The following is a 21162-nucleotide window of genomic DNA, read 5'->3' as shown; positions in this document are numbered from 1 at the left end:
GTGGACGCAGAGTTCGAGAACGTGGTGGCACACTTCCCGCCGCTGCAGTTCGAAGATCCTGCCGCGCAACGCGCAACTTTCGCCGCAATGCGGGCAACCGCGCCACCGCCGCGGCTGCCCGAGGACGTGGAGACACACTACGACTGCAGCATTCCCCTCGGCGATGGACATCATGTTCCGGTCCGAATCCATGTGCCCCGAGATCTCGCCCACGACGCACCGACCTTGGTGTGGATTCACGGCGGTGGGTATGTTGTCGGGACGGCCGACGAAGATGACGCCCTATGCGCGCGAATAGCATCCGACATCGGCATTGGTGTGGTGTCGGTCGAGTACCGGCTGGCCCCCGAGCATCCGTTCCCGCAGGGACTTGACGACTGTCATGCCGTTGTCTCGGCACTCGTCGACGCACACCGTGCCGGGACTCTCGCGCTCCTTGGCACCGGGAAGGTCGTGATCGGGGGCGGTAGTGCCGGAGCCGGATTGGCGGCCGCGGTCGCGCTACGGCTTCGTGACGAGCGCCGATTTGCGCTCGCGGGACAGATATTGCTGTACCCGTTCATCGACTCGACGCTGAGGTCACCGTCGATGACGTCCTTCGCGGACAGCGCGATTTTCAACGCCCACGATGCGGAGGTGTGCTGGGAACATTATTTGGGCGATCAACGGTTCGCTCCTCCGGTGTATGGTTCTCCCACTGCGGCTACCGATCTGAGCGGTCTTCCCCCGGCGTATGTTGCTGCGGCGGGCGCCGATTGTCTGCACGACGAGGCGGTCGACTATGCGTTGCGGATGAGAGCGGCGGGAGTGTCGGTCGAGTTGCACTCGTTTGCCGATGTGCCACATGGCTTTACCGGGGTTGCTCCATGGACGACCGCGAGTCGACGAGCCATTGCTGGTGTCGTCGATGCGATCCGGCGGTTCAGCGGGTTGCAGGAGATTTCACCATCAACGCCTGCCCTGGCGGCAGCACGCGAGGAATGAAGGTCAATGTCACAAGATAAGTCGACGAAAAAATTCATGTTCGGTGTCGTTGTACGGAAGGCGGACACCGGAAAGGCGTGGGCCGAGCGCGCACGCCTGGTCGAACAGTCCGGTTTCACGACGCTGTTGATGCCGGATCATTTCGTGGGTCCTCGTTTCGCCCCGATCGCGGCGCTGGCGGCGGCAGCCGCGGCCACGTCGACTCTGAGGATCGGCACCCTGGTGTTCTCGAATGACTACCGGCACCCCGTCGTGTTGGGCAAGGAATTGGCCACTCTCGACGTGCTGTCGGACGGCCGGCTCGACGTCGGGCTCGGCACTGGATGGATGCGTGAAGACTACGACCGAGCGGGATTGAGTTTCGACCCACCGAAGGTGCGCTTCGACAGATTCGTCGAGTCCATAGATGTCCTGCGTGGTGTGTGGGGGGAGGGGGCGTTCTCGTACCGAGGGCAGTACTACCAGATCGACGAGCTGGTGCAGGAACCGAAGCCGGTGCAGAAGCCGTACCCGAAGTTCCTCTTCCCCGGAGGCGGCCCGAAGATGCTGAAGCTGGCAGGTCGGTACGCGAACTACGTCAATCTGACGCTGCGAGTGCGTGCCGACGGTACTGCGCCGGACGCGAAAGATGGTGGGCTGGACTCCTTCCTCGGGAAGATCGAGACGATCCGGGAGTCCGCTGGTACGCGGTTCGACGACATCGCGATCGGCACGAGCATCCAGGAAGTCGGCATTCCCCAAAGCAAGGAGAGCTGGAGTGCTGTCAATCTTTCACAGCAGGAAGAGACTCCACAGATCCTGCGTGGAGATGTCAGTGAGATGGTCGACAAGCTTCGGTACTGGCGTGACACGCACGGCCTCAACTTTTTCGTGCTTCACAACGACAAGGACCTGGAAACGTTCATCCCGGTCGTCGAGAAGCTGGCCGGCGAGTAGATGACGAACGAGGGGCGGGCCCGTCGAACGACCCGCCCCTCGTTTCTGCTCGAGTACCTCAGACTCCGTACCCGCCGTCGACGTCGAGGGTCTGACCGGAGATGAAGTCGGCGCGATCGGACGCGAGGAAGGCGACTGCCTCGGCGATATCGTCCGCGTCGCCGAAGCGGCGCAACGGAATGTTGCGACGGGTGATGTCGAGCGCGCGTTCGTCGAGATCGCCTGACCCGATCAACCGCGCGGCCATCCCGTCGGTGAGCATTCCCGGCCCGACGCAGTTCGCGCGCAGGCCGAATCGTCCTTCCTCCGCGGCCAGAGCTCGGACGACGGCTTCCACGGCTCCCTTGGGACCCGAGGACAGTCCGTCGCGAACCGGGAATCGTCGGGTGGCAGCCGTCGTGACCGCCACGATGCTGCCACGCGACTCGCGGAGGAGCGGCAGCGTCGGGTGCACCAGATTGAAGAACGCGGCCGCGTCACCCTCGAGTTGTGCTCGGAACTGATGGGGTGTGACCTGACTCAGGTGGGTCATCGGTACGTGGGGTCCGGCGGCATAGATGACCGTGTGGATCCCGCCGAACGAGTCGCGCACACTAGTTGCGAGCTCGGATGCCTCCTCGATGCTGGCGAGGTCGACCCGCGCGAACTCGACCTTGGCGCCCAGTGCGCTGAGTTCGGACGCCAAACTCGCCGCACCCTCTTGGTTGCCGCGGTAGGTGAAGAAGATCTGGCTTCCTCGCTCGGCGAGTACGCGGCTGACGGCGCGCCCGATGCCACCGGTCCCGCCCGCAATAAGTGCTGCGCCGGGTCGTTTCTCGAAGTCGAGCATGCGCTCGCCCCTTTCCTGCTGGATTGTCCGCCAACTATACCAAGCAATCGCTTGCTCTAGTACCGTGAAGGGGTCAGTTTTCTAAGAAAGGGATCGCACGATGGTCAATTGGGATGGCAAGGTGGCGATCGTCACGGGCGCTGCGCAAGGTGTCGGCCGAACTGTTTCACTGCGGCTCGCCGAAATGGGTGCGTCTGTGGTGATCAACGACATCCAGGAGGACAAGCTGGATTCGGTCGCGGAGGAAATCAGCGCACGTGGGGGAGTGGCGCTCGCGGTTCGGGCCGACGTGGGAATCCAGTCGGATGTCGAAAAACTTGTTGCACAGGCAGAGACGACCTTCGGGCGGATCGACACCCTCGTGAACAACGCCGTTGCCTACGGGGGCGTGGAGAAGAGTGACCTGAATGTCGAGGTCACTCCCGACAACGCCTGGGAGCGAACATTCGCCGTCAATTTCTATGGTGCTGTGTGGGCCACCCGCTTTGCCATCCCGATCATGCAACGCGGGGGTGGAGGCGTGATCGTCAACGTGGGATCCACCTCCGGATTCAGCGGGGACACAGTCCACGTCGCGTACGCAGCGTCGATGGCGGCCAAGTACTCGCTGACCCGGTCAGTGGCAACATCGCACGGGAAGAGGGGTATCCGCGTCAATGCCGTCGCGAGCGGGCTGATCCTGAGCCCGACCGCACAGCAGAACCTGTCCCCGGAAAAGCTCGAGGCCTACAACGCCAACCTGCTGGTTGACGAGTTCGGCGAAACCGAGGATCTGGCATCGGTAATCACATTCCTGGCGGGGCCGGAATCGAAGTACATCACCGGGCAGACAATCATTGTCGACGGCGGATTCCAGGCGCATCAACCATGGCATGCACAGAACCGCATCGTTCATCCGCAGGCACCGATCTGATGCCCGCAGGAACACTCGCCGTCGTATCTGTCACCGCTCCGGTGACCCAGCACAGGAGATTCGCATGATGTCGCAACCTACAGTGTCGACCGCCACCGGCGACGTTCCGGTGTCCGCGCTCGGCAGAACGCTGATGCACGAGCACATCTTCGTCACCAGCCCGGAAGTCCAGCAGAACTGGCCCGACTACCCCGAACAGTGGGACGAAGATACTCAGATAGCCGAAGCCGTACAGCGTCTCGCGGCGCTCGAGGCCGAAGGATTCGACACGCTGGTCGACCTGACCGTGATTGGTCTCGGGCGATACGTTCCCAGGGTCGTGCGGGTGGCCGAGCAGTCGAACATCAACATCGTGGTCGCGACGGGCGCGTACGTCTTGAGTGAACTCCCCGTGTACTTCCACTACCGCGGTCCGGGGACCGCCGCCGGTGGGCCCGATCGCCTTGCCGAGTTCTTCATACGTGACATCACCGAAGGAATCACCGGGACCGGTGTTCGGGCGGCGGTGCTGAAATGCGTCACCGATGAGGCTGGTCTGACGAAGGACGTGGACCGAGTTTTGCGCTCGGTTGCACACGCGCACCGTGAAACTGGTGCACCGATTACTACGCACACCCATTCAGGGTTGCGCCGAGGCCTGGACCAGCAGAAGGTTTTCAAGGAGGAAGGCGTCGATCTGTCTCGGGTGGTGATCGGACACTCGGGTGACACCGACGACTTCGACTACCTCGAAGAACTTGCGGACGCGGGGTCGTATCTGGGAATGGACCGATTCGGCCTCAACACGGTGCCATTCGACAAGCGCGTGGAGATCGTCGCGGAAATGTGCCGGCGCGGGTACGCCGGCCGGATGGTCTTGTCGCACGACACATCCTGCTTCTCCGATATGTCCGATCCGGTGCGTCGTCGAGAGATGAACCCACAGTGGCGCTGGACCCACATTCCTCAGGATGTCGTCCCGGCGCTGCTGGACAGAGGGGTCAGCCAGGGCCAGATCGATGTGATGCTCATCGAGAACCCCGCCCGGATCTTCGCGAACCAGGGCGGCTACTGAGGAAATGTCCGCGTAAGTAGTCCGATTCGGAAGTCGACTATTGCCAAGCATGCGCTTGGTCAATTACTGTGACGGCAGCCCAGCAGTGGCGTGCATCACATCATCTCTACATCATCCTTCCGGATCGGACAGGGAGCACGTGCATGACAACAAACCCACCCTCTGCCAACCCACTCGAGGAATCCGAGTACACACCGCCCGTCGGCGAAAAGGGCAAGATCTGGACGCCTCGGTGGATCGGCGCGCTTGTCGTCGTCGTCATGCTCGGGGAGTTGGCAACGTTTTCGTACAGCTTGGTCGGGACCGCGCTCCCGGGTATCGGCTTGCACTTCCAGACAACTGATCTGGGCTGGACGATCACCATCGCGAACCTTGTCACCGCCGTTGCCGTCGCAATGATCGGAAAGCTCGCCGACCTACGCGGCAAGCGAAACCTGCTTGTCATTGTCACCGCCCTGTCGGCGGCTGGCGGCGTCATCTCAGCGGTTGCCCCGACCTATGAGGTCTTTCTCGTCGGGCGGGGGCTGCAGGGACTTCTCTACGTGACACCCGCGCTGGGGTACTCCCTCATCCGCGACGTGTTCCCGAAGCAACTGATCGCCTTCGCGATCACAGTGACCTTCACCGGTGCCGGTGCGTTACTCGTCATTTCGCCCTTCATCGCGGGGTGGCTCATCGACGGGTACGGCCCACTGTCGATCTTCTGGTGCATTGCCGCATTCCAGGTGATCTGCATCATCGGGGTATTGCTGCTACTTCCGGAGTCGCCGCTGCGGGTGAAGTCTCGACTCGACTGGGTTGGTGCGATCCTGCTCGGAGCCGGTGGTGCGCTGCTCGTATACGGGCTTGGCAATGCCGGCACCTGGGGGTGGACATCGACGAGCTTCGTCGGATTCATGGTCGCGGGACTGGCGTGCTTTGCCGCGTGGATCTGGTGGGACAGTTCGTTTCCCGAGCCGATCATCGAGATCTCGTTGCTCCGCACCCGACCCATGTGGACGACGCTCATACTCAACGCTGCTGTGTACGGGCCAGCGGCGATCGTCGTGTCGCTCGTACCCATCATCGTCCAGATGCCACGCGATCCGGGAGGCGAGATCGGCTTCGCCTCGGATGCATTCGGAGTGGCCGCCTACATGGCGCCACACGGGGCGGCGATGGTCATCTGTGGGTTCATCTGTGGTGCCAAAGCTGCGCGATGGGGAATTCGCGTCCCGATGATGGCAGGCTGCAGTGCCCTCGCTGTTGGTAGTATCGGACTCGCCTTCCTGCACTCCGAAACGTGGCAAGTGCTGTTGTGGCTACTCTTCTGTGGAATCGGTATGGGCGCGACGTACGGTGGACTGCCCAATCTCGTTGTCCAGTCTGCACCGCCCGAGAAGCAGGGCATCACATCGTCGATCATGCTGTCGGCGCAGAACTTGTCGAGTGCCATTGCGGTTCAGCTCGCCTTCGCGATGCTGGCGATGCATACCTTTACGACCGAACTGGGAACCTTCTTCGACTCCGACGGATATCGCCTGGCATTCCTCGTCTCGGCCGGGTTCGCCCTGGCCGGACTTGCGGTGCTCAAGATTATGCCGCACGGTCGCGCGAGCGACGTTCGGGACGTCAAAACCGCGTCCGATGTGATCGCCCACTGACACGACACTAGATACACAGAAGCGCCGGGCCATGAGGCCCGGCGCTTCTGTGCGTGTTCGGGGCGATCAGGCGCCGTTGCCTCGCCGGGCATCGAAGTCCTGTGCCGAGGCGATCGCACTCGCGGCTTCACTGAAGCTCCGGTACATCGGGAGACCGCTGTCAGATGCAAAGATGTCGAGAAGTTCGACATCCACAGCCGGGCACACCTCGGTGTTCCGAACCACGATAGCGACGCGGACAGGCAGTTCGGCGTCGACGAGTGACTGCAGTGTGTCGATCAGTGGGCGAATGCCCGCGGTGCCGTAGTTGTAATAGGCCGCAGCGTTGAAATGAACGAGCACGTCTTGGTAGTGCTGACCGTCCAGGGCGAAGACTGGAGTCAGGGCATCGACCAGAATCGACGTGGGCGACGCTGGTCCCACGGGCACCTCGAGGGGGTTGGCCACACTAGTTCCGGCGCCATATCCCAGGTCGCGAAGACGCGTGCGGAGACCGTCGCGCAGTGGAGTCAATTTGAGGCCGGCGCGGTCGCAGGTGTCGGTTGCGAGGACGGATGCGCCGCCTCCCAACCCGATCACCAGGACACCGTCGGCGTCGGTGCTCGGACTGTGATCGATATAGTGCTGAAGATAGGTCAGGCAGGACAGGAAGTCCTCGAGCGAACGCACCTGAACAGCTCCCGTCGCTCGGGAAACGGCTGCCCACACCTTTTCGTTGCTGGCCATCGATCCGGTGTGTGAACTCACGGCTACAGAGCCCTGTGCACTCGAGCCGCCGCGCAATATCACGACCGGCTTCTTTCCGGCGGCCCGCCGGAGCGCGCCGAGCAGTGCTGCGCCGTCACGCGTGCCTTCCAAGTAGATTCCGATAATCCGGGTCTCGGGGTCGTCGACGAGCCAGTCGACGAGCTCGCCCTGGGTCACGTCGATCGCATTCCCGATGCTGACGAGTTTCGAGAACCGGATACCCCGTCGTGAACCCACGGTGATCATGTCACCGGACAGCCCGCCACTCTGCGACACCACGGAGACCACCCCGGGTTCGGAAGGTGCACCGAGGGTGAAGGTCTGACGCCCGCGGGGGGCGAACACACCCAGACAGTTGGGTCCGAGAATGCGAGTCGATGTACCGGAAGCGGCTTGCCCGAGCTCAGCTTGCAATATGGCGCCGTCTGAACCCATTTCCGCGAACCCGCCGGTCACGACGTGCACGAAGCCGACGCCGGAAGCGGCCGCGTCGGCGACCACTTTCGGAGCCGCCGCTGCCGGTACCGCCACGACCAGGTAGTCGACTGGGTACGGAACATCGCTTATGGAGGAGTATGCGGGGACCCCGTCGATACTGGAGGCGTCCGGGTGGAGAGCGCAGAGGCTGTCGGTCCAGCCGGCCTGCCGATAGGCGGCGAGGAAACGGTTCCCGAAGGTCGATCGACTGCCCGAGGCACCGGCTATCGCGATTCCGCGCGGGGCGAACAGGCGGGTGAAGTCAGTGGGGTGCGTCTGCGTGGCAGCCGGTATGTCGGTGGTTGAGTCCACGATCAGGCGAGCATCCAACGCCTGAACGCCGCTGGCGGTCACGACGATCGGATTGCATTCGAACTCCGCAAGCGTGTCGCCGAGGCGTTCGACCAGGCTTCCCTCGCCGGCGATCGACAGCAAGAACTCGATGAGAGCGTCTCGGTTGCCGGCTTCACGTCCTCGTGCGCCGTGTAGTAGCGGTGCCCCGGGGAAGCTATCTACCAATTCTGCAGCGTCCGCCCGCGATAAGGGGGCGACGCGCAGCGCCGAGAGGTCGAGCATCTCGGTGGCGACACCACCGAGTCCGAGCAACACCACGTGCCCGAAGGTTGCGTCGCGCACGACCCCGACGATCAATTCGATTCCGCCGGGATGTTGTTGTTCGACGAGATATCCGGTTGGTGTAAAACCCTGACGGTCGAGAGATGCCGCCATGTCGGCGACCGCTGCTGGAATGTCGCACGCGGTCAGCCCGAGGACAACGGCGCCGACGTCGCTCTTGTGTACGAGTCCGGGACCCCAGGCTTTGAGCACGAGCGGACCGGACAGTCCGGACACGGCGTCCGCGGCTTGTGTGGCGTTCGTGAATGTTCTGCTCACCGGAACATCGACACCGTATTCACCGAGGAGGTCTTTGACCTCGTGCTCGGGTACCACGCGCCGACGGGCGACGGTGTCGTCAGCATCCGCTGGCGGTGCTTCACCCGCTTCTGGCTCGGAGGACAGGGCTGAACTCGTGTTCGGAGGCATGGACGATCCCTCTTTCGTGGAAACAATTTGCATTTAAGCAAGCGATTGCTTGGTATCATACGCTGGTGCCGACGGTTCGGTAGAGCAACTGAGAGGTCGAAAAGAATGCCAGAGCAAGACGATGTCGACGCCGTGTCGGAATTCGGAAATTGGGGGCGGTGGGGAACTGGCGACGAGCGGGGCGCCGCGAACCTCCTGACTCCGACCGTGGTGCTCGAGGCGTTCAAGGCGGTGCGCGAGGGCACGACCTTGTCGCTCGCACTCCCTATCCAGGGTGCCACGTCGGGGCCCGGTGCATCCCGCGTCCCGCATCTCGCCGGACGGCCGCTGCCACAGCATTTCATGTCGATGGACGGCGGAGACTATGCTGCCGGCACCGGACGGATCAAGGGGGAGATGTCGGTGGCGGACGACGCCTTGATCGTATCGCCGCACGGCACTACAACCCACATCGACGCATTGGCCCACATGTGGCGCAACGACGTGTTGTTCAACGGGCACTCGGCAAATCGCGTGCGTAGCTACGGTGCGACACGGTGCGGAATCGACAAACTTGGACCGCTCATCACTCGTGGAGTGATGCTGGACGTTGCCAGGCACCTCGAGGTGCCCCATTTGGCGGCTTCGACGCGAATCGACGATCAGTTGCTCGCGGACACGGCAGAGTCGGCCGGTGTAGAAGTCCGGGCCGGGGATGTGGTCCTCGTCCGGACTGGATGGGCTGCGGTTTTCGCGCAGGACCCCGAGAAGTACAACGACGAGCAGCCGGGCCTGTGTCACAGCGGCGGCAAGTGGCTGGTGGAACGTGACGTCGTGGCAATAGGCTCCGACAACATCGCGGTCGGCGCACTCGATCCCGGTGGTGTATTCCATGGATCCGTCGACGAGGATATTCACATGCTGACGCTGTGGGAGCACGGCGTATCACTCATCGAAATGTTGTGGCTGGAGGAGCTTTCGCACACGGAGAGGGTGGAGTTCCTCTTCGTTGCCGCGCCGCTGGCGATCGTGGGAGGCACTGCGAGTCCGATCAATCCGGTTGTGGTTCTCTAAGCTGCGGTCAGCCGAAATGCCGCAGAAGGCCGCCTTCGGCGCGTAAGGCCGCGCCGTTGGTTGCCGAGGCCTCGCGGGAACAGGCGTAGACGACCATGCTCGCCACTTCGTCGACCGTTGCGAGGCGGGCCAACAAAGTGCTCGGCCTGATCGACGTCGCGCAGTGGCGATCCGCGTTTTCTCGCGGGATCCCGTGCTCGGCGGCATAGTCGTCGAGAAAGGTGTCGGCTCCGCTAGACGCAGTCGGCCCCGGCAGTACGCTGTTCACCGTGACACCCGTGCCTACCGTCAATTCCGCCAGACCGCGGGCGAGGGCGATCTCCGCGGCCTTGGTCACGCCGTAGTGAATCATCTCCGACGGAATGTTCATGCCGGCCTCGGATGCCACGAGAACAATTCGCCCCCAATTCTGCTCGAGCATGCCGGGCAGATAGGTACGGGCTAGGCGCACCGCCGCCAGCACGTTCATCTCGTAGTGGCGGATCCAGTCGTCGTCAGTCGTCTCGAGGAAGTGCTTCCAGTCGAACACGGCGGCATTGCCGACAATGATGTCGAAGGATTGGTACTCGCGGGCGATCGCGTCGCATCCCTGTGCGGTCGTCACGTCCGCAGCAACGGCAGAGAAATTGCCGGCGGGAGCCAACTGGTCGAGGGCCTGCTCGACGGCGGTCGCAGTGCGGCCGTTGACTACCACATGCGCGCCACAGTCGGCCAGACCCCGTGCTATTGCCAACCCGATTCCTCTCGTCGAGCCCGTGACGAGTGCGGTCTTGCCGGAGAGGTCGATCTTCATCCTGGAATCCCTTCTGGCCGGATCGTTGTGGAGAGTGAGGGTGCCGGCGGTGTCACATCATCGTGATCCCACCGTTGACGCTGAAGGTCTGGCCGGTGACGTACCCGGAGTCGACGGTGCAGAGAAACTCGATCGCCGCCGCGACCTCGTCGGAGGATCCCATGCGGCGCATCGGTATGGCCCCGATCAGTTTGTTCATCAGCGTTGGGTTGTTCTCCGCAACAGATTGCAGCATGGCCGTATCGATCAGCCCCGGGCATATGACATTGCTGGTGATACCGTCCCGGGCCGTTTCCCGTGCCAAGGTTTTCGAGAAACCGAGCAGACCAGCTTTCGTCGCCGAGTAGATGCCCTCGCCGCCGCCTCCCGCTCGCGCGCTGTCGGTGGCGACGAACACGACGCGGCCCCACCCACGTTTGGTCATCTCCGGGACGATCGCGTGGCAGAGTTGCATGGGGGCGCGCAGATTCACTTGCCACAGCATGTCCCATGCCGAGGGGTCGCTGTCTACGAACCGCTCGACTCTGGTGAGGCCTGCATTGTTTACGAGGATGTCGACCTCGCGTAGTACCGCGTCGCGGCGGAGGGCGAGCGCGATCGAGGTGGTGTCGGCGAGGTCCATTTCGACGGCGGTTCCCCGATCGATCGAGCCCGCAACGGATTCTGCTGCGTCAAGGTTGCGATCGAGTACGAGAACTGCTGCTCCGCGGTGGGAGAGGCGCCGGGAGATTTCGGCACCGATGCCGGCACCACCACCGGTTACCAGCGCTACCTTGCCTGTGAGGTCGGTCTGCATGAATCTCGAAGATACACTACTGAGCAAGCGCTTGGGTAAGTGTATAGTGATTCAGGACACCGAAAGGGGTGGAGATGGCTTCGTTGAGCCGACGCCTCGAGCGTTCCGGTCGCAGTGCCGTCGCCATGCTTCTGCAGAACGACGGCGAGCTGTGTCTGTTGCAGAGAAGTTCGCTCGTTGCGAGCGATCGGGGTAGGTGGCACTGTGTCACGGGCTACCTCGACTCGCGAGACGATCCGGCCGCACATGTGTTGATCGAGTTGGGCGAGGAGACGGGCCTGTCTCGCCTCGACCTGGCCGATCTGGTCGAGGGGCCGGTGCTGAGCCTCTCAGGCGAGGATGGAGTTTGGACAGTGCACGTCTTCGTGGCGACCACGCTCCATCGGCGGATCCGGCTCAACTGGGAGCACGAGGACGTGTGCTGGACACCGTGGAGTCGAGCGCAGGAAGGCGGCAGGGAACTCGTGCCGTGGCTGCCTGTTCTGGTCGCCGAATCTCTGCTCAACTGCACGTGACAAACTCATAGACAAGCGCTTGCTCAAGTAGTTAGGGTGACTCCATGTCAGCAGATCCGAACCACTCGTCGAACGGGTATGCCCTCGGCATCGACGTCGGCGGCACCTTCACCGACGTCGTCCTCGCCGGACCGACGGGCCAGGAGTCAGTTGCCAAGACGCTCAGTACGCATGGCGACCCCACCGAAGGAATCGTCAGGGGGGTACAGGCCGCCCTCGCTACGGCGGGAGTGGCCCCGGCCGCGGTAGATCGGGTGGTACATGCGACCACCCTTGCCACCAACGCAATTCTGGAGCAGAAAGGTGTCCGGGTCGCGCATATCGGTACGCGCGGGTTTCGTAACCTTCTGCCGCTGGGTCGCTACGCGCGGGTCGAGGAGGATCGTTTCGACACGTTCTTCGATCCGCCGTTGTCGCCCATCCCGGCTTCCGACTGTTTCGACGTGCTCGAGCGCCTCGACAGCGCCGGCGAGGCCATCATTCCCTTGGACGAGTCGTCCGTGCGAGCAGTCGCAGAGGAGATCCGGGATCGCGGTATCCGGTCCGTGTCGATCGCATTGCTGCACTCGTACGTCAATCCCGCCCACGAGTTGCGCACCGCCGAGATAGTGCGTGAGTATCTCCCGGCGGACGCAACGGTTGTGACATCAGCCGAGATCTGGCCCGAGCTTCGGGAGTACGAACGCACCACGACGACGCTGATGTCTGCATACGTGGGCCCGGTGATGGTCTCGTATCTGCGAAAGCTCGAGCAACGGCTGCGTGATGCCGGAATCGAGGCACGCGTGCAAGTTATGGAATCCGGCGGGGGAGTCATGTCTGCGGATCTCGCGGGTCGGCGCGCTGTCGCGACCATCGAATCAGGCCCGGCTGCCGGAGTGCTCGCCGCCCGCGCGGCCGGTCTGTCGGCAGGTCACCCTGATGTGATCTCGTTCGATATGGGTGGCACCACGGCGAAGGCGTCGGTGGTCCGCAACGGCGCCCCGGCCATCACCACCGAGTTCCACGTCGGTGGCAAGGGGAGCTTCGGCGGACGTCGGGCGGGTACCGGGGTGCCTATCAAGACGCCGGCGATCGACCTTGCCGAAGTGGGCGCCGGTGGTGGCAGCATCGCCTGGGTCGACCACGGGCAGGCGTTGCGGGTCGGACCCCATTCGGCCGGCTCCGAACCGGGCCCGGCATGTTACGGCCGCGGTGGTCAGGACCCGACGGTCACCGACGCGAACCTCGTCCTGGGTTACCTGGATCCGATCGGGTTTGCGGGTGGAACCATGGGACTCGAACCCGAGAACTCGGCCAATGCCATCCGCGAGCGTGTCGCGGAACCGCTCGGCGTGGGGCTCGAAGCCGCCGCAAATGCCATTCATGAGATCGCCAATGCAACGATGGCAGCAGCGGTCCGGGTGGTCACCGTCCAGCGTGGTCTGGACCCTCGGAACTTTGCGGTTGTCGCGTTCGGCGGTGCAGGTCCGATGCATGCAGCGCGCGTGGCCGAGGAATTCGACATCAGCACCGTGATCATTCCCCCGTCGTGCGGCGTCGGTTCTGCAGTCGGACTCCTGGGCACGGACTTGAGCACCGACCGGGTACTTACCCGACTGTGCCATGAGAACGACATCGACGGGGGGTCGGTCGACGAGACCTTCGCCCAGCTCGCGGAGGTCGCGGCCGGTGATCTCGGCGTGGAGCTCGCCGCACCGTCTACCCGAGTCGAGCGATCCGTCGACGTGCGGTTGGCCGGTCAGGCACATGAACTGACCGTCCGCATCAGTGACGGTGGAGAAGGTAGGCACTGGGACGCCACATCGCTCCCGGCCCTGCGCGAGAGCTTCTCCGAAAAGTACAAGGAGGCCTATGGAATCGACGGTTCGGGCCCCATCGAATTGGTGAGCTACCGGGTCCGGGTCACTCATGTAGTCCCGAAAGTACCTCTCGGTCGTCGCGCGACATCTGATGCTCGAGGCCAGGGGCCGGCACGGAAACGGCGCGTCTGGTTCCGTGAGTTCGGTGAGTACCGGGAAACCCCGGTGTACGAACGCGAGGGAATCGTCGGCGCCGACCCGGTACCGGGACCTCTCGTCATCGCAGACGGTGAATCGACCATCGTGGTCCCACCGGCATGGAACGCCCTGGTCGACGGCGAGTTCAACGTAATTCTGTCGCGCGCTTCGGAGGAGAAGTAATGACGCACGTTCTGGCCGACGGTTCGGCTCCGACTCTCGACGACAGCGGTTCGAGCACAGCCCAACTGACTTCCGAGGTGCTCCGCAATGCACTGGTCGTCGCGGCGGAAGAGGCGAGCATCGTCGTCGTGCGGTCGGCCTTCTCGACATTCGTCGTAGAGGGCTCCGACGCATCAGCTGCGATCCTGGACAAGGACGGTCGGCTTATCGCGCATTCGATGGCCACGACCCTGATGAACAGTATGGCGCTATCGGTGGCGGTGCCGTTCCTACTCGCTGACATCCCACTCGACACGATGCGGCCCGGAGATGTGTTCGCCACCAATGACGCCTACAAAGGCGGGGTGCACACGAACGATATCCTCATCTTCAAGCCGATCTTCATCGAAGGAATGGTGGAGTACTTCACCGCGACCTTGATCCACGTGTCGGATATCGGAGGCGCGTCCGCCGGCGGAATGGCATCCTTGGCGACCGAGATCTTCGCGGAGGGACTCCAACTGCCTCCGGTCCGCATCGCCAACGCGGATGGGTTGGAAGAGCCGATCATGCGGATCCTCGCCCTGAACAGCCGCACGCCTGACAAGGTGCAGGGCGATGTCCGCGCACTCATAGCGGGCGCGTCGACTGCGGCCAAACGCGTCGAGGAACTTATCGGCGAGTACGGAGTTCAGGGGTTCGCGAATGGGGTGAACGACTACCTCGAGTACACCGAGGTTCTTACCCGGGCCGCGATCGAGGACTTGCCCGCCGGAACCTACCGCTCCGACTACACCATCGATGACGACGGCGTCACCAGCCTGCGCGGTCATCGTGTGCAGGTTGCGGTGACTATCGGTGACCGTGACATTTCGCTGGACTTCGAGGGAACCGACCGCCAGGTCGCCGCCGCAGTGAACTCGAGCATCTCCCAATCGCTTGCCGCGGCTGTGTTTGCGTTCAGGTGCTTCGTCGACCCGACGATCCCGATGAACGACGGATGCCTGCGGGTCCTGAATGTGAATCTGCCCGAGGGGTCGCTGCTCAATGCCCAGTCGCCCTATCCATGCGGTGGGCGTTTCCTTCCGGCCTACGCAGCAATGGAAGCGGTACTTCAGGCACTATCCGACGCAGTCCCCGAACGTGCCATCGCAGCATCGGGGATCCTGCAGCCCTTCTCGATCGCCGCGAAAACGGCGCCGTATTGGGTCCATCTCGCCTACGAGTTCGGGGGAGTGGGAGCCCGGTTCGGTAAAGACGGCCCGGACGCCACCGGCATCCACTTCGGTCTCGGGCGTAACTCGGTCCCGCAGGTCGAGCCCGTAGAAGTGCGCTGCCCCCTGATCGTCGAGGAGGTGGAGTACATCGCGGACTCCGGAGGTCCGGGACGTTGGCGCGGCGGTCTCGGAACACGCACCGTGTTCCGGCTGCTCGCCGACGCCTACGTCACCACTCGCGGTGACCGGCTCGAAACCGGCCCCCGAGGCCGGGACGGCGGAAAACCCGGAGTAACCGGTTCTTTCAAGAAGCGAGCACCCCACGGAGATACCGTCGTCCTCAATTCGAAGGTCAATAACGAACTCTTCCTCGCGGGCGATGCATTCATCGTCGAGACGAGCGGCGGTGGTGGAATCGGAAATCCATTCGAACGCCCCGTGGAGTCCGTGTCTGAGGACGTCAAAGCGGCACGGATCACTGTCGAGGGCGCATGGCGTGATTACGGCGTGGTCGTCACCGCGAAGGGCGATGTCGACCACGCGGCGACCGACGCACGAAGGGCAAAACGGTCATGACTAGATCACATGCCCCCGATTGGACAACCCGCGTAACCAAAGGAAGTGATCGATCATGACCAGCCATGACCGCACGAGGATGAAGTTCGGCGTCTTCCTCGGACCCGAGCACAAGCCGTCGAACAATCCCACCTGGGACCTCGAGCGTGACTTGCAATTCGTCGAACACCTCGACAAGCTCGGATTCGACGAAGCCTTCGTCGGCGAACATCATTCGAGTGGCTGGGAGATCATCTCCAGCCCCGAACTCTTCATCGCGGCTGCCGCGCAACGAACCCGGCACATCAAGCTGGGTACCGGAGTGATCTCGCTTCCCTATCACCATCCGCTGATGGTCGCCGAGCGCATGACACTGCTGGACCATCTCACCCGGGGCCGGCTCATCATGGGAGTCGGCCCGGGCGCACTTCCATCCGATGCTGCCATGATGGGACTGGAATACTCCTCGCTCCGGGAGCGAATGGAAGAGTCGCTCGAAGCGATCCTCGCTCTGTTCACTTCCGACGGCTGCATCGATCGTAAGACCGAATGGTTCGAACTCCGGCAGGCACAGCTGCAGATGCTGCCCTACACCCGCCCGCACCCGGAGTTGGCTGTCACAGCGGTGATTTCGCCAGCGGGGGCTATGTTGGCCGGACGATTTGGGCTGCCGATGCTCGCCCTCGCCGCCGCAACCGACGCCGGCAGTCGCGTACTCGCCGAACACTGGGACATCTACTCCGAACAGCGGGCGCTACACGGGCACGGACCGGGAGACCGCCGGGACTGGCGGCTCGTGAGCGTCATACACGTTGCCCCCACACGAGAGGAAGCCGAGCGGCAGGTTTCCTACGCCATGGAAGACGCCGGCCGCTACCTGTTCCGCGACGCGAGTTTCCTGAAGGCAATCTATGACTCGTCGGGTCTGGACGAGGGAGCACCGATCCTCGACGTGTTCCGCGCGTCCAATCTCGGTGTGGTCGGGACTCCACAAGACGCCATCGAGCACATCGAGCGTATGCAGGAGATGTCCGGCGGTTACGGCACTCACCTCATCCGGGTACTCGACTGGGCCTCGCCCCAGGACACCCTGAACTCGTACGAGTTGTTCGCTCGCGAGGTCGTGCCCCACTTCCAGGATTCGAATCGGCGTCGAATCGAGAACTGGAACACCTTTCACAACTCTGAAGGTGACTTCCAGGTCGCGCTCGGTGCCGCGAACGCGCGCGCCCGCAAGCGCTATGAAGACACCAAATCGAATCGGCTGTGAGCGCGGGCCTCCCCCGACTTACTCACAAAAATTGGAGAACCACATCATGTCGCAACAGGTATCCGTCGGAAATGTGCTATATCCCGTAGACGACGTCGACTCCGCGGTGAAATTCTACGAATCGGTGTTGACACTGCCGACGAAGTTCCAGGACGGCTCACGATTCGCTGCACTGGACGGCGGCAAGGTCACGGTCGCCATCGCCGGTCCTGAAGAGGACGTCACCGGTGGCCGCGTCGCCGCGTCCTTCAAGGTGTCCGATGTTGCGTCCGCAGTGAATGCCGCAGTCGCCGCTGGAGCCACGATCGTTCGCGATCCGGAGGACGGACCACACGAGACACGAGCGGTCGTGCTGGACCCTTGGGGCAACGCCGTCGTACTGTACGCACCATTGAAGGCATGACGGGCAGCGTATCCGGTCGATTCAGCGGCAAGATCGTTCGGGTCACGGGGCTGCCAGTGGTATCGGACGTGAGGTGTCGCGGTACGGATCGCTCGATGTAGTGATCAACAATGCGGGTATCGCTCATCCGGAGCTGGTCGAGGACACCTCAAACGAGCTATAAACAGGGTGATTGCGGTGACGCAGACTAGTGTCTTCCTGGCCACAAGCAGCTGGCGCCGCCCTCCAGGCTGGGCAGGGCGGATCCGTGGTGGACTATGTCAGTTCGATTTTCGGAATCGACGTGGGATACGGCTCTGCGCCCGCATACGCGTCCGCGAAGGGTGCGGTTCGAAGACTGACATGCGGCGTTCGCGTCAGTTCGTGCATCCCGGCTTCACCGACACCCCACCCTGGGAAATTCGGGGGCGCGACGAGATGACCGCAGAGGTGGCTGCACTGGTCGAATTCCTCGCCAGCGACGAGGCTCGTTCATCACCGGCGCCGAATTCGTCGTCGACGGCGGTTACACCGCGCGGTAGCAAGGCAATCACTACGGAAGGAAGACGCTAAATGCTCAGTGCCACCTTCAGAGTAGACGGTCGCACTGCACTCGTCACCGGTGCCGGAAGTGGTATCGGACGAGCCACGGCGATTGAACTCGCCGCCGCGGGCTCCGCGGTGGGCTGCGCGGATATCGACGAGCAATCCTGTCGAAGCTGCGCCGAGGAGATCACGGCACAGGGAGGCACGGCTTTTTCCTACTCATTGGATGTGCGCTCAGCGGCCGACTTCACCTCCGTAGCGTCGAATCTGCTGGAGCGGACGGGCAGGATCGATATCCTGGCGAATGTCGCCGGTGCGATCATGGCCCGAGGACCAGTCTTGTCCATGCGCGACGACGAGTTCGAGGAAGGTCTCACCCTCAACCTGAAGAGCTTCGTGCACGGTTGTCGTGCAGTCGGCGCCGCAATGATCATTGGCGGCGGTGGAAGCATCATCAATGTCTCGTCCGGAACAGTTGATGGCCGCGCACCCAATCTCGGTGCATACAGCATCCCGAAAGCGGGTGTCCTGCAGCTGACACGGACCCTCGCAATGGAGTTGGGTAGGGACGGCGTTCGCGTGAACACCGTTTCGCCCGGATACATTTCGACATCGATGACCGCCGCTCACTATCGGAACGCGGATGGCACAGTGAATGTAGAGCAACGGAACACAGTTGACAGCGAGCACAGTGCCGAGATCCCGCTCGGCCGACCGGGTCAGGCCAGGGAGGTCGCCACCGCCGTTACCTTTCTGGCCTCGGATGCCTCGTCGTACATCACTGGACAGATCATCCGGGTCAACGGCGGACTGGCGATGCCGCTGTGACGGTGAAGTTCGAACTTCCGCCGGTTCCTGAATTCGCATTTCCAGGTTTCGCGGACAGTTGCGCGGTCGTCATCGGTGGAGCGAGCGGCGGGGTCGGTTCGGCGATGGTCCATCTCCTCCTACATGCCGGCTCGTCTGTCATCATGGTCGACCACGACGAAGAGCGTTCGGGCCACCTCGCAGCAGCCTTGGGTCACGATGTGCGTCTGCTCCCGGTACTGACGGACATCACCACAGAGAACGGGATTCGCGACCTCGTATCAGCTCTCGATGGAGCTGATCGACCGATCAGGCACCTCGTCAATGTCGTCGGCGGCGTGTCCGGCGACGATATCGGACACTTCCTTCATCTCGGAGCGGACCAGTGGACTCGCGCTCTCGCGACCAACGTGACCTACGCACTGCGAACCAGCCAGACCGTCGCCCGGCGCATGGTAGAACAGCAGCGCGGTTCGATCGTCAACCTGTCCGTCACCGACGCCGATCGATCAATGCCGTGGTTTGCGTTCTACGGGGCCACACGATCGGCCCTGGACTCGCTTACGCGCACGATGGCCGTCGAGCTCGGACCCTTCGGAGTCCGAGCCAACACCGTGTCGTGGGGACTGATCAAATCGCCGAGGATGCACCCGGCCCGCACGTCCGAGGGGAATCGGGAACGCGACCTCATTCCGTTGGGCCGGCGGGGACTGGTTGCCGACGTCGCCTCTGCCGCGATGTTCATGTTGTCGGACCTGTCCCTGTACGTCACCGGTCAAAATCTGGCAGTGGACGGAGGATTGTCACTGTGTGGGCCGCACTACGAGCACACCGAGAACATCCCGGTGTTCCTGGAATCTGAAATCGCGCGCGACGCGCTGGCGGGACAGTGGGACAGCATCGTGTGCCCCGACTAGCAACGGTGGAGGATCCAGATAGTTGGCAGCATTGTTGACCGCGGCGGCGACCTCTCGAAATCGCGGGATGGATCGGTCACACGTGTCCACAGGTGGCGGATTGCTCACGATCGGGGCATCTATAGGTAAGGCGTGAGCCAACGGACCGTACGCGTGCTCTTGTGGACGGGTGCCTTGGCGGTAGGGGTATTTGCATGCGTGACTAAACAAGCAAACGCGGGGGTGGAACACCCTCCATAGCTGCAGCTAGAAGGAAGGGGCTCGCCGTGACCGGACGGGTACTGCACAAGGTTGTGATCATCACTGGTGGATCGTCGGGATTGGGCCGAGCAACGGCCGAATTGATGATCGCAGAGGGAGCGCGGGTCGTAATCGCAGACATCAATGGCGACCGCGGTGAGGCGGTAGCCGCCGAGATCGGCGCAGATTTCGTACAGGTCGACGTGAGCCGTCCGGAGTCGGTGGATGCACTCGTGAACTCCACCCGCGACAGATTCGGACGAGTCGACGTGATGTGCAACAACGCAGGAGTTTCTGCCAACCACTCCCTGGTCGAGACGGGCGACGACGAGTTCCATCGGACTGTTTCGGTCAACTTCGGTGGTGTCTTCTACGGAACGCGCGCGGCAGGCCGGTTGATGGCGAAGCAAGGACACGGGGCCATTGTGAACGTTGCGTCGAACGGTGGGATGTCGCCCACAGCGGGGATGGCGGTATACAGCGGAACGAAGGCGGCGGTGGTGTCGATGTCGAAAGCGTGTGCACTGGAGCTTGCGCCCGCTGGTGTCCGGGTGAATACAATCTCACCCGGGACAATGCTGACCGCGATGGTTCCCGACATCGACGGAATCACGCAGATCCTCGACAAGCTCCAGCCCATCGGATACGCCGCCCGACCCGCTGAGATCGCGGCGGGGATCCTGTTTCTCGCGTCGGACGAGGCCGGTTACGTCACCGGTCACGATCTGGTTGTCGATGGTGGCGCGACAGCAGGGCGTCCTGCGGTGGCAATATAGACGGGGACGGCGACCCGTCGGGTGTTTCGTCGCTAGCGGAAATCAGAGCCGTGAACGTTGCAGTTCTGCACTGCACACCGCGGCTCTGAGCGTCCTTCCCTCGGTGGACCTGTCGCGATGCGCAAGCATGGCAACGCTCGACTGGCCACCGGCTCAACCGGAGTTCGGTCTCGAGCAAGGAGATTCCCCTCCACTCAGCGCCTGGAACCCGTTCGGAAAATGCCTCTTTCGAGGCCATGCGCGAACTCTACCACTGCGAGGGTCCCGAATAATTTAGCGCCAACAGTGGCGTTCCCTGCTCCCACCGCGAGTTTGCCGATTTTCCGCACATCACCTACTGGTGCGCAGGCGTGCGCGGCAGTCCCCACTGTCCGCGCACGGGTTTAGCGGCGGTGGCTGTCACCCTGCGAACTCCGCAACCTCGGCGACCGGCATGATGGAGTGCCCCAGTCTAGTGTCCTGAGTCTTTAATTCTGGCGCAGTAGTGTGCGATGGAGTCGAGGATC

The 21162-nt window shown here is 62.9% G+C and carries 18 protein-coding genes; 14 read left to right on the top strand and 4 right to left on the bottom strand.

The genetic code is table 11. The features are described 5' to 3' along the window. Positions 1-984 (top strand): alpha/beta hydrolase, encoded by a 984-nt coding sequence (locus tag QM841_RS26470; protein WP_283334351.1) that lies wholly within the window; start codon positions 1-3, stop codon positions 982-984. A 6-nt stretch (positions 985-990) separates the two neighbouring features. Beyond that, a complete protein-coding gene (locus tag QM841_RS26465; protein ID WP_283334350.1) occupies positions 991-1920 on the top strand; it encodes a TIGR03621 family F420-dependent LLM class oxidoreductase in 930 nt (309 codons plus the stop codon). Between the two features lie 58 nt (positions 1921-1978). Here the strand turns inward: QM841_RS26465 and QM841_RS26460 are convergent, their stop codons facing one another. After that, a complete protein-coding gene (locus QM841_RS26460) occupies positions 1979-2749 on the bottom strand; it encodes an SDR family NAD(P)-dependent oxidoreductase (RefSeq protein WP_105422303.1) in 771 nt (256 codons plus the stop codon). A gap of 100 nt (positions 2750-2849) precedes the next feature. Between QM841_RS26460 and QM841_RS26455 the strand changes: the two genes are divergently transcribed. The 3 genes from QM841_RS26455 to QM841_RS26445 all read left to right on the top strand — a co-directional run bounded on the left by QM841_RS26455 (position 2850) and on the right by QM841_RS26445 (position 6359). Beyond that, positions 2850-3662 (top strand): SDR family NAD(P)-dependent oxidoreductase, encoded by an 813-nt coding sequence (locus QM841_RS26455; RefSeq protein ID WP_283334349.1) that lies wholly within the window; start codon positions 2850-2852, stop codon positions 3660-3662. 64 nt (positions 3663-3726) lie between these two features. After that, positions 3727-4716, top strand: a complete 990-nt coding sequence (locus tag QM841_RS26450; protein WP_477953209.1) for a phosphotriesterase family protein — start codon at positions 3727-3729, stop codon at positions 4714-4716. Between the two features lie 143 nt (positions 4717-4859). Next, complete coding sequence (locus QM841_RS26445; RefSeq protein ID WP_283334348.1) at positions 4860-6359, top strand: MFS transporter; 1500 nt, start codon at positions 4860-4862, stop codon at positions 6357-6359. A gap of 66 nt (positions 6360-6425) precedes the next feature. Here QM841_RS26445 and QM841_RS26440 read toward each other — a convergent pair whose 3' ends face one another. After that, complete coding sequence (locus tag QM841_RS26440; protein WP_283334347.1) at positions 6426-8627, bottom strand: acetate--CoA ligase family protein; 2202 nt, start codon at positions 8625-8627, stop codon at positions 6426-6428. A 207-nt stretch (positions 8628-8834) separates the two neighbouring features. On the opposite strand from QM841_RS26440, the gene QM841_RS26435 reads away from it, so the two are divergent. Then, positions 8835-9680 carry a cyclase family protein gene (locus QM841_RS26435; protein WP_283334346.1) on the top strand — a complete coding sequence of 282 codons (846 nt, stop codon included), beginning with the start codon at positions 8835-8837 and terminating at the stop codon, positions 9678-9680. Between the two features lie 7 nt (positions 9681-9687). Here QM841_RS26435 and QM841_RS26430 read toward each other — a convergent pair whose 3' ends face one another. Together QM841_RS26430 and QM841_RS26425 are read right to left on the bottom strand one after the other, a co-directional pair. Beyond that, positions 9688-10473, bottom strand: a complete 786-nt coding sequence (locus QM841_RS26430; protein ID WP_283334345.1) for an SDR family NAD(P)-dependent oxidoreductase — start codon at positions 10471-10473, stop codon at positions 9688-9690. A 52-nt stretch (positions 10474-10525) separates the two neighbouring features. After that, a complete protein-coding gene (locus tag QM841_RS26425) occupies positions 10526-11269 on the bottom strand; it encodes an SDR family NAD(P)-dependent oxidoreductase (RefSeq protein WP_283334344.1) in 744 nt (247 codons plus the stop codon). 74 nt (positions 11270-11343) lie between these two features. On the opposite strand from QM841_RS26425, the gene QM841_RS26420 reads away from it, so the two are divergent. The 8 genes from QM841_RS26420 to QM841_RS26385 all read left to right on the top strand — a co-directional run bounded on the left by QM841_RS26420 (position 11344) and on the right by QM841_RS26385 (position 20656). Beyond that, complete coding sequence (locus QM841_RS26420) at positions 11344-11784, top strand: NUDIX domain-containing protein (RefSeq protein ID WP_283334343.1); 441 nt, start codon at positions 11344-11346, stop codon at positions 11782-11784. A 44-nt stretch (positions 11785-11828) separates the two neighbouring features. Next, positions 11829-13967 (top strand): hydantoinase/oxoprolinase family protein, encoded by a 2139-nt coding sequence (locus QM841_RS26415; protein ID WP_283334342.1) that lies wholly within the window; start codon positions 11829-11831, stop codon positions 13965-13967. Further along, a complete protein-coding gene (locus QM841_RS26410; protein ID WP_283334341.1) occupies positions 13967-15739 on the top strand; it encodes a hydantoinase B/oxoprolinase family protein in 1773 nt (590 codons plus the stop codon). Before QM841_RS26415 ends, QM841_RS26410 begins: the two co-directional genes overlap by 1 nt. Before the next feature lie 55 nt (positions 15740-15794). Next, positions 15795-16988, top strand: a complete 1194-nt coding sequence (locus QM841_RS26405; protein ID WP_283334340.1) for an LLM class flavin-dependent oxidoreductase — start codon at positions 15795-15797, stop codon at positions 16986-16988. Positions 16989-17034: 46 nt separating this feature from the next. Next, positions 17035-17391: a VOC family protein gene (locus QM841_RS26400; RefSeq protein WP_283334339.1), complete on the top strand. Its 357-nt coding sequence runs from the start codon at positions 17035-17037 to the stop codon at positions 17389-17391. Positions 17392-17943: 552 nt separating this feature from the next. Then, a complete protein-coding gene (locus QM841_RS26395) occupies positions 17944-18744 on the top strand; it encodes an SDR family NAD(P)-dependent oxidoreductase (protein WP_283334338.1) in 801 nt (266 codons plus the stop codon). Then, a complete protein-coding gene (locus QM841_RS26390) occupies positions 18741-19640 on the top strand; it encodes an SDR family NAD(P)-dependent oxidoreductase (protein WP_349307419.1) in 900 nt (299 codons plus the stop codon). Before QM841_RS26395 ends, QM841_RS26390 begins: the two co-directional genes overlap by 4 nt. A 266-nt stretch (positions 19641-19906) precedes the next feature. Continuing rightward, a complete protein-coding gene (locus QM841_RS26385; protein ID WP_283334337.1) occupies positions 19907-20656 on the top strand; it encodes an SDR family NAD(P)-dependent oxidoreductase in 750 nt (249 codons plus the stop codon). Positions 20657-21162 lie beyond the last annotated feature (506 nt).

This window comes from Rhodococcus sp. IEGM 1307, from assembly GCF_030056915.1.
Classification (GTDB): Bacteria; Actinomycetota; Actinomycetes; order Mycobacteriales; family Mycobacteriaceae; genus Rhodococcus_F; species Rhodococcus_F opacus_D.
Note: the sequence above shows the minus strand (reverse complement) of the source record. Positions and strands in the feature narration are given on the sequence as shown.

Excerpts from the sequence above, each read along its gene's own strand:
- QM841_RS26395 (WP_283334338.1), top strand. The coding sequence starts at position 17,944 with ATGCTCAGTGCCACCTTCAGAGTAGACGGTCGCACTGCACTCGTCACC.
- QM841_RS26400 (WP_283334339.1), top strand. The coding sequence starts at position 17,035 with ATGTCGCAACAGGTATCCGTCGGAAATGTGCTATATCCCGTAGACGAC.
- QM841_RS26460 (WP_105422303.1), bottom strand. The coding sequence starts at position 2,749 with ATGCTCGACTTCGAGAAACGACCCGGCGCAGCACTTATTGCGGGCGGG.
- QM841_RS26405 (WP_283334340.1), top strand. The coding sequence starts at position 15,795 with ATGACCAGCCATGACCGCACGAGGATGAAGTTCGGCGTCTTCCTCGGA.
- QM841_RS26425 (WP_283334344.1), bottom strand. The coding sequence starts at position 11,269 with ATGCAGACCGACCTCACAGGCAAGGTAGCGCTGGTAACCGGTGGTGGT.
- QM841_RS26455 (WP_283334349.1), top strand. The coding sequence starts at position 2,850 with ATGGTCAATTGGGATGGCAAGGTGGCGATCGTCACGGGCGCTGCGCAA.
- QM841_RS26420 (WP_283334343.1), top strand. The coding sequence starts at position 11,344 with ATGGCTTCGTTGAGCCGACGCCTCGAGCGTTCCGGTCGCAGTGCCGTC.
- QM841_RS26440 (WP_283334347.1), bottom strand. The coding sequence starts at position 8,627 with ATGCCTCCGAACACGAGTTCAGCCCTGTCCTCCGAGCCAGAAGCGGGT.
- QM841_RS26450 (WP_477953209.1), top strand. The coding sequence starts at position 3,727 with ATGATGTCGCAACCTACAGTGTCGACCGCCACCGGCGACGTTCCGGTG.
- QM841_RS26410 (WP_283334341.1), top strand. The coding sequence starts at position 13,967 with ATGACGCACGTTCTGGCCGACGGTTCGGCTCCGACTCTCGACGACAGC.
- QM841_RS26465 (WP_283334350.1), top strand. The coding sequence starts at position 991 with ATGTCACAAGATAAGTCGACGAAAAAATTCATGTTCGGTGTCGTTGTA.
- QM841_RS26430 (WP_283334345.1), bottom strand. The coding sequence starts at position 10,473 with ATGAAGATCGACCTCTCCGGCAAGACCGCACTCGTCACGGGCTCGACG.
- QM841_RS26415 (WP_283334342.1), top strand. The coding sequence starts at position 11,829 with ATGTCAGCAGATCCGAACCACTCGTCGAACGGGTATGCCCTCGGCATC.
- QM841_RS26445 (WP_283334348.1), top strand. The coding sequence starts at position 4,860 with ATGACAACAAACCCACCCTCTGCCAACCCACTCGAGGAATCCGAGTAC.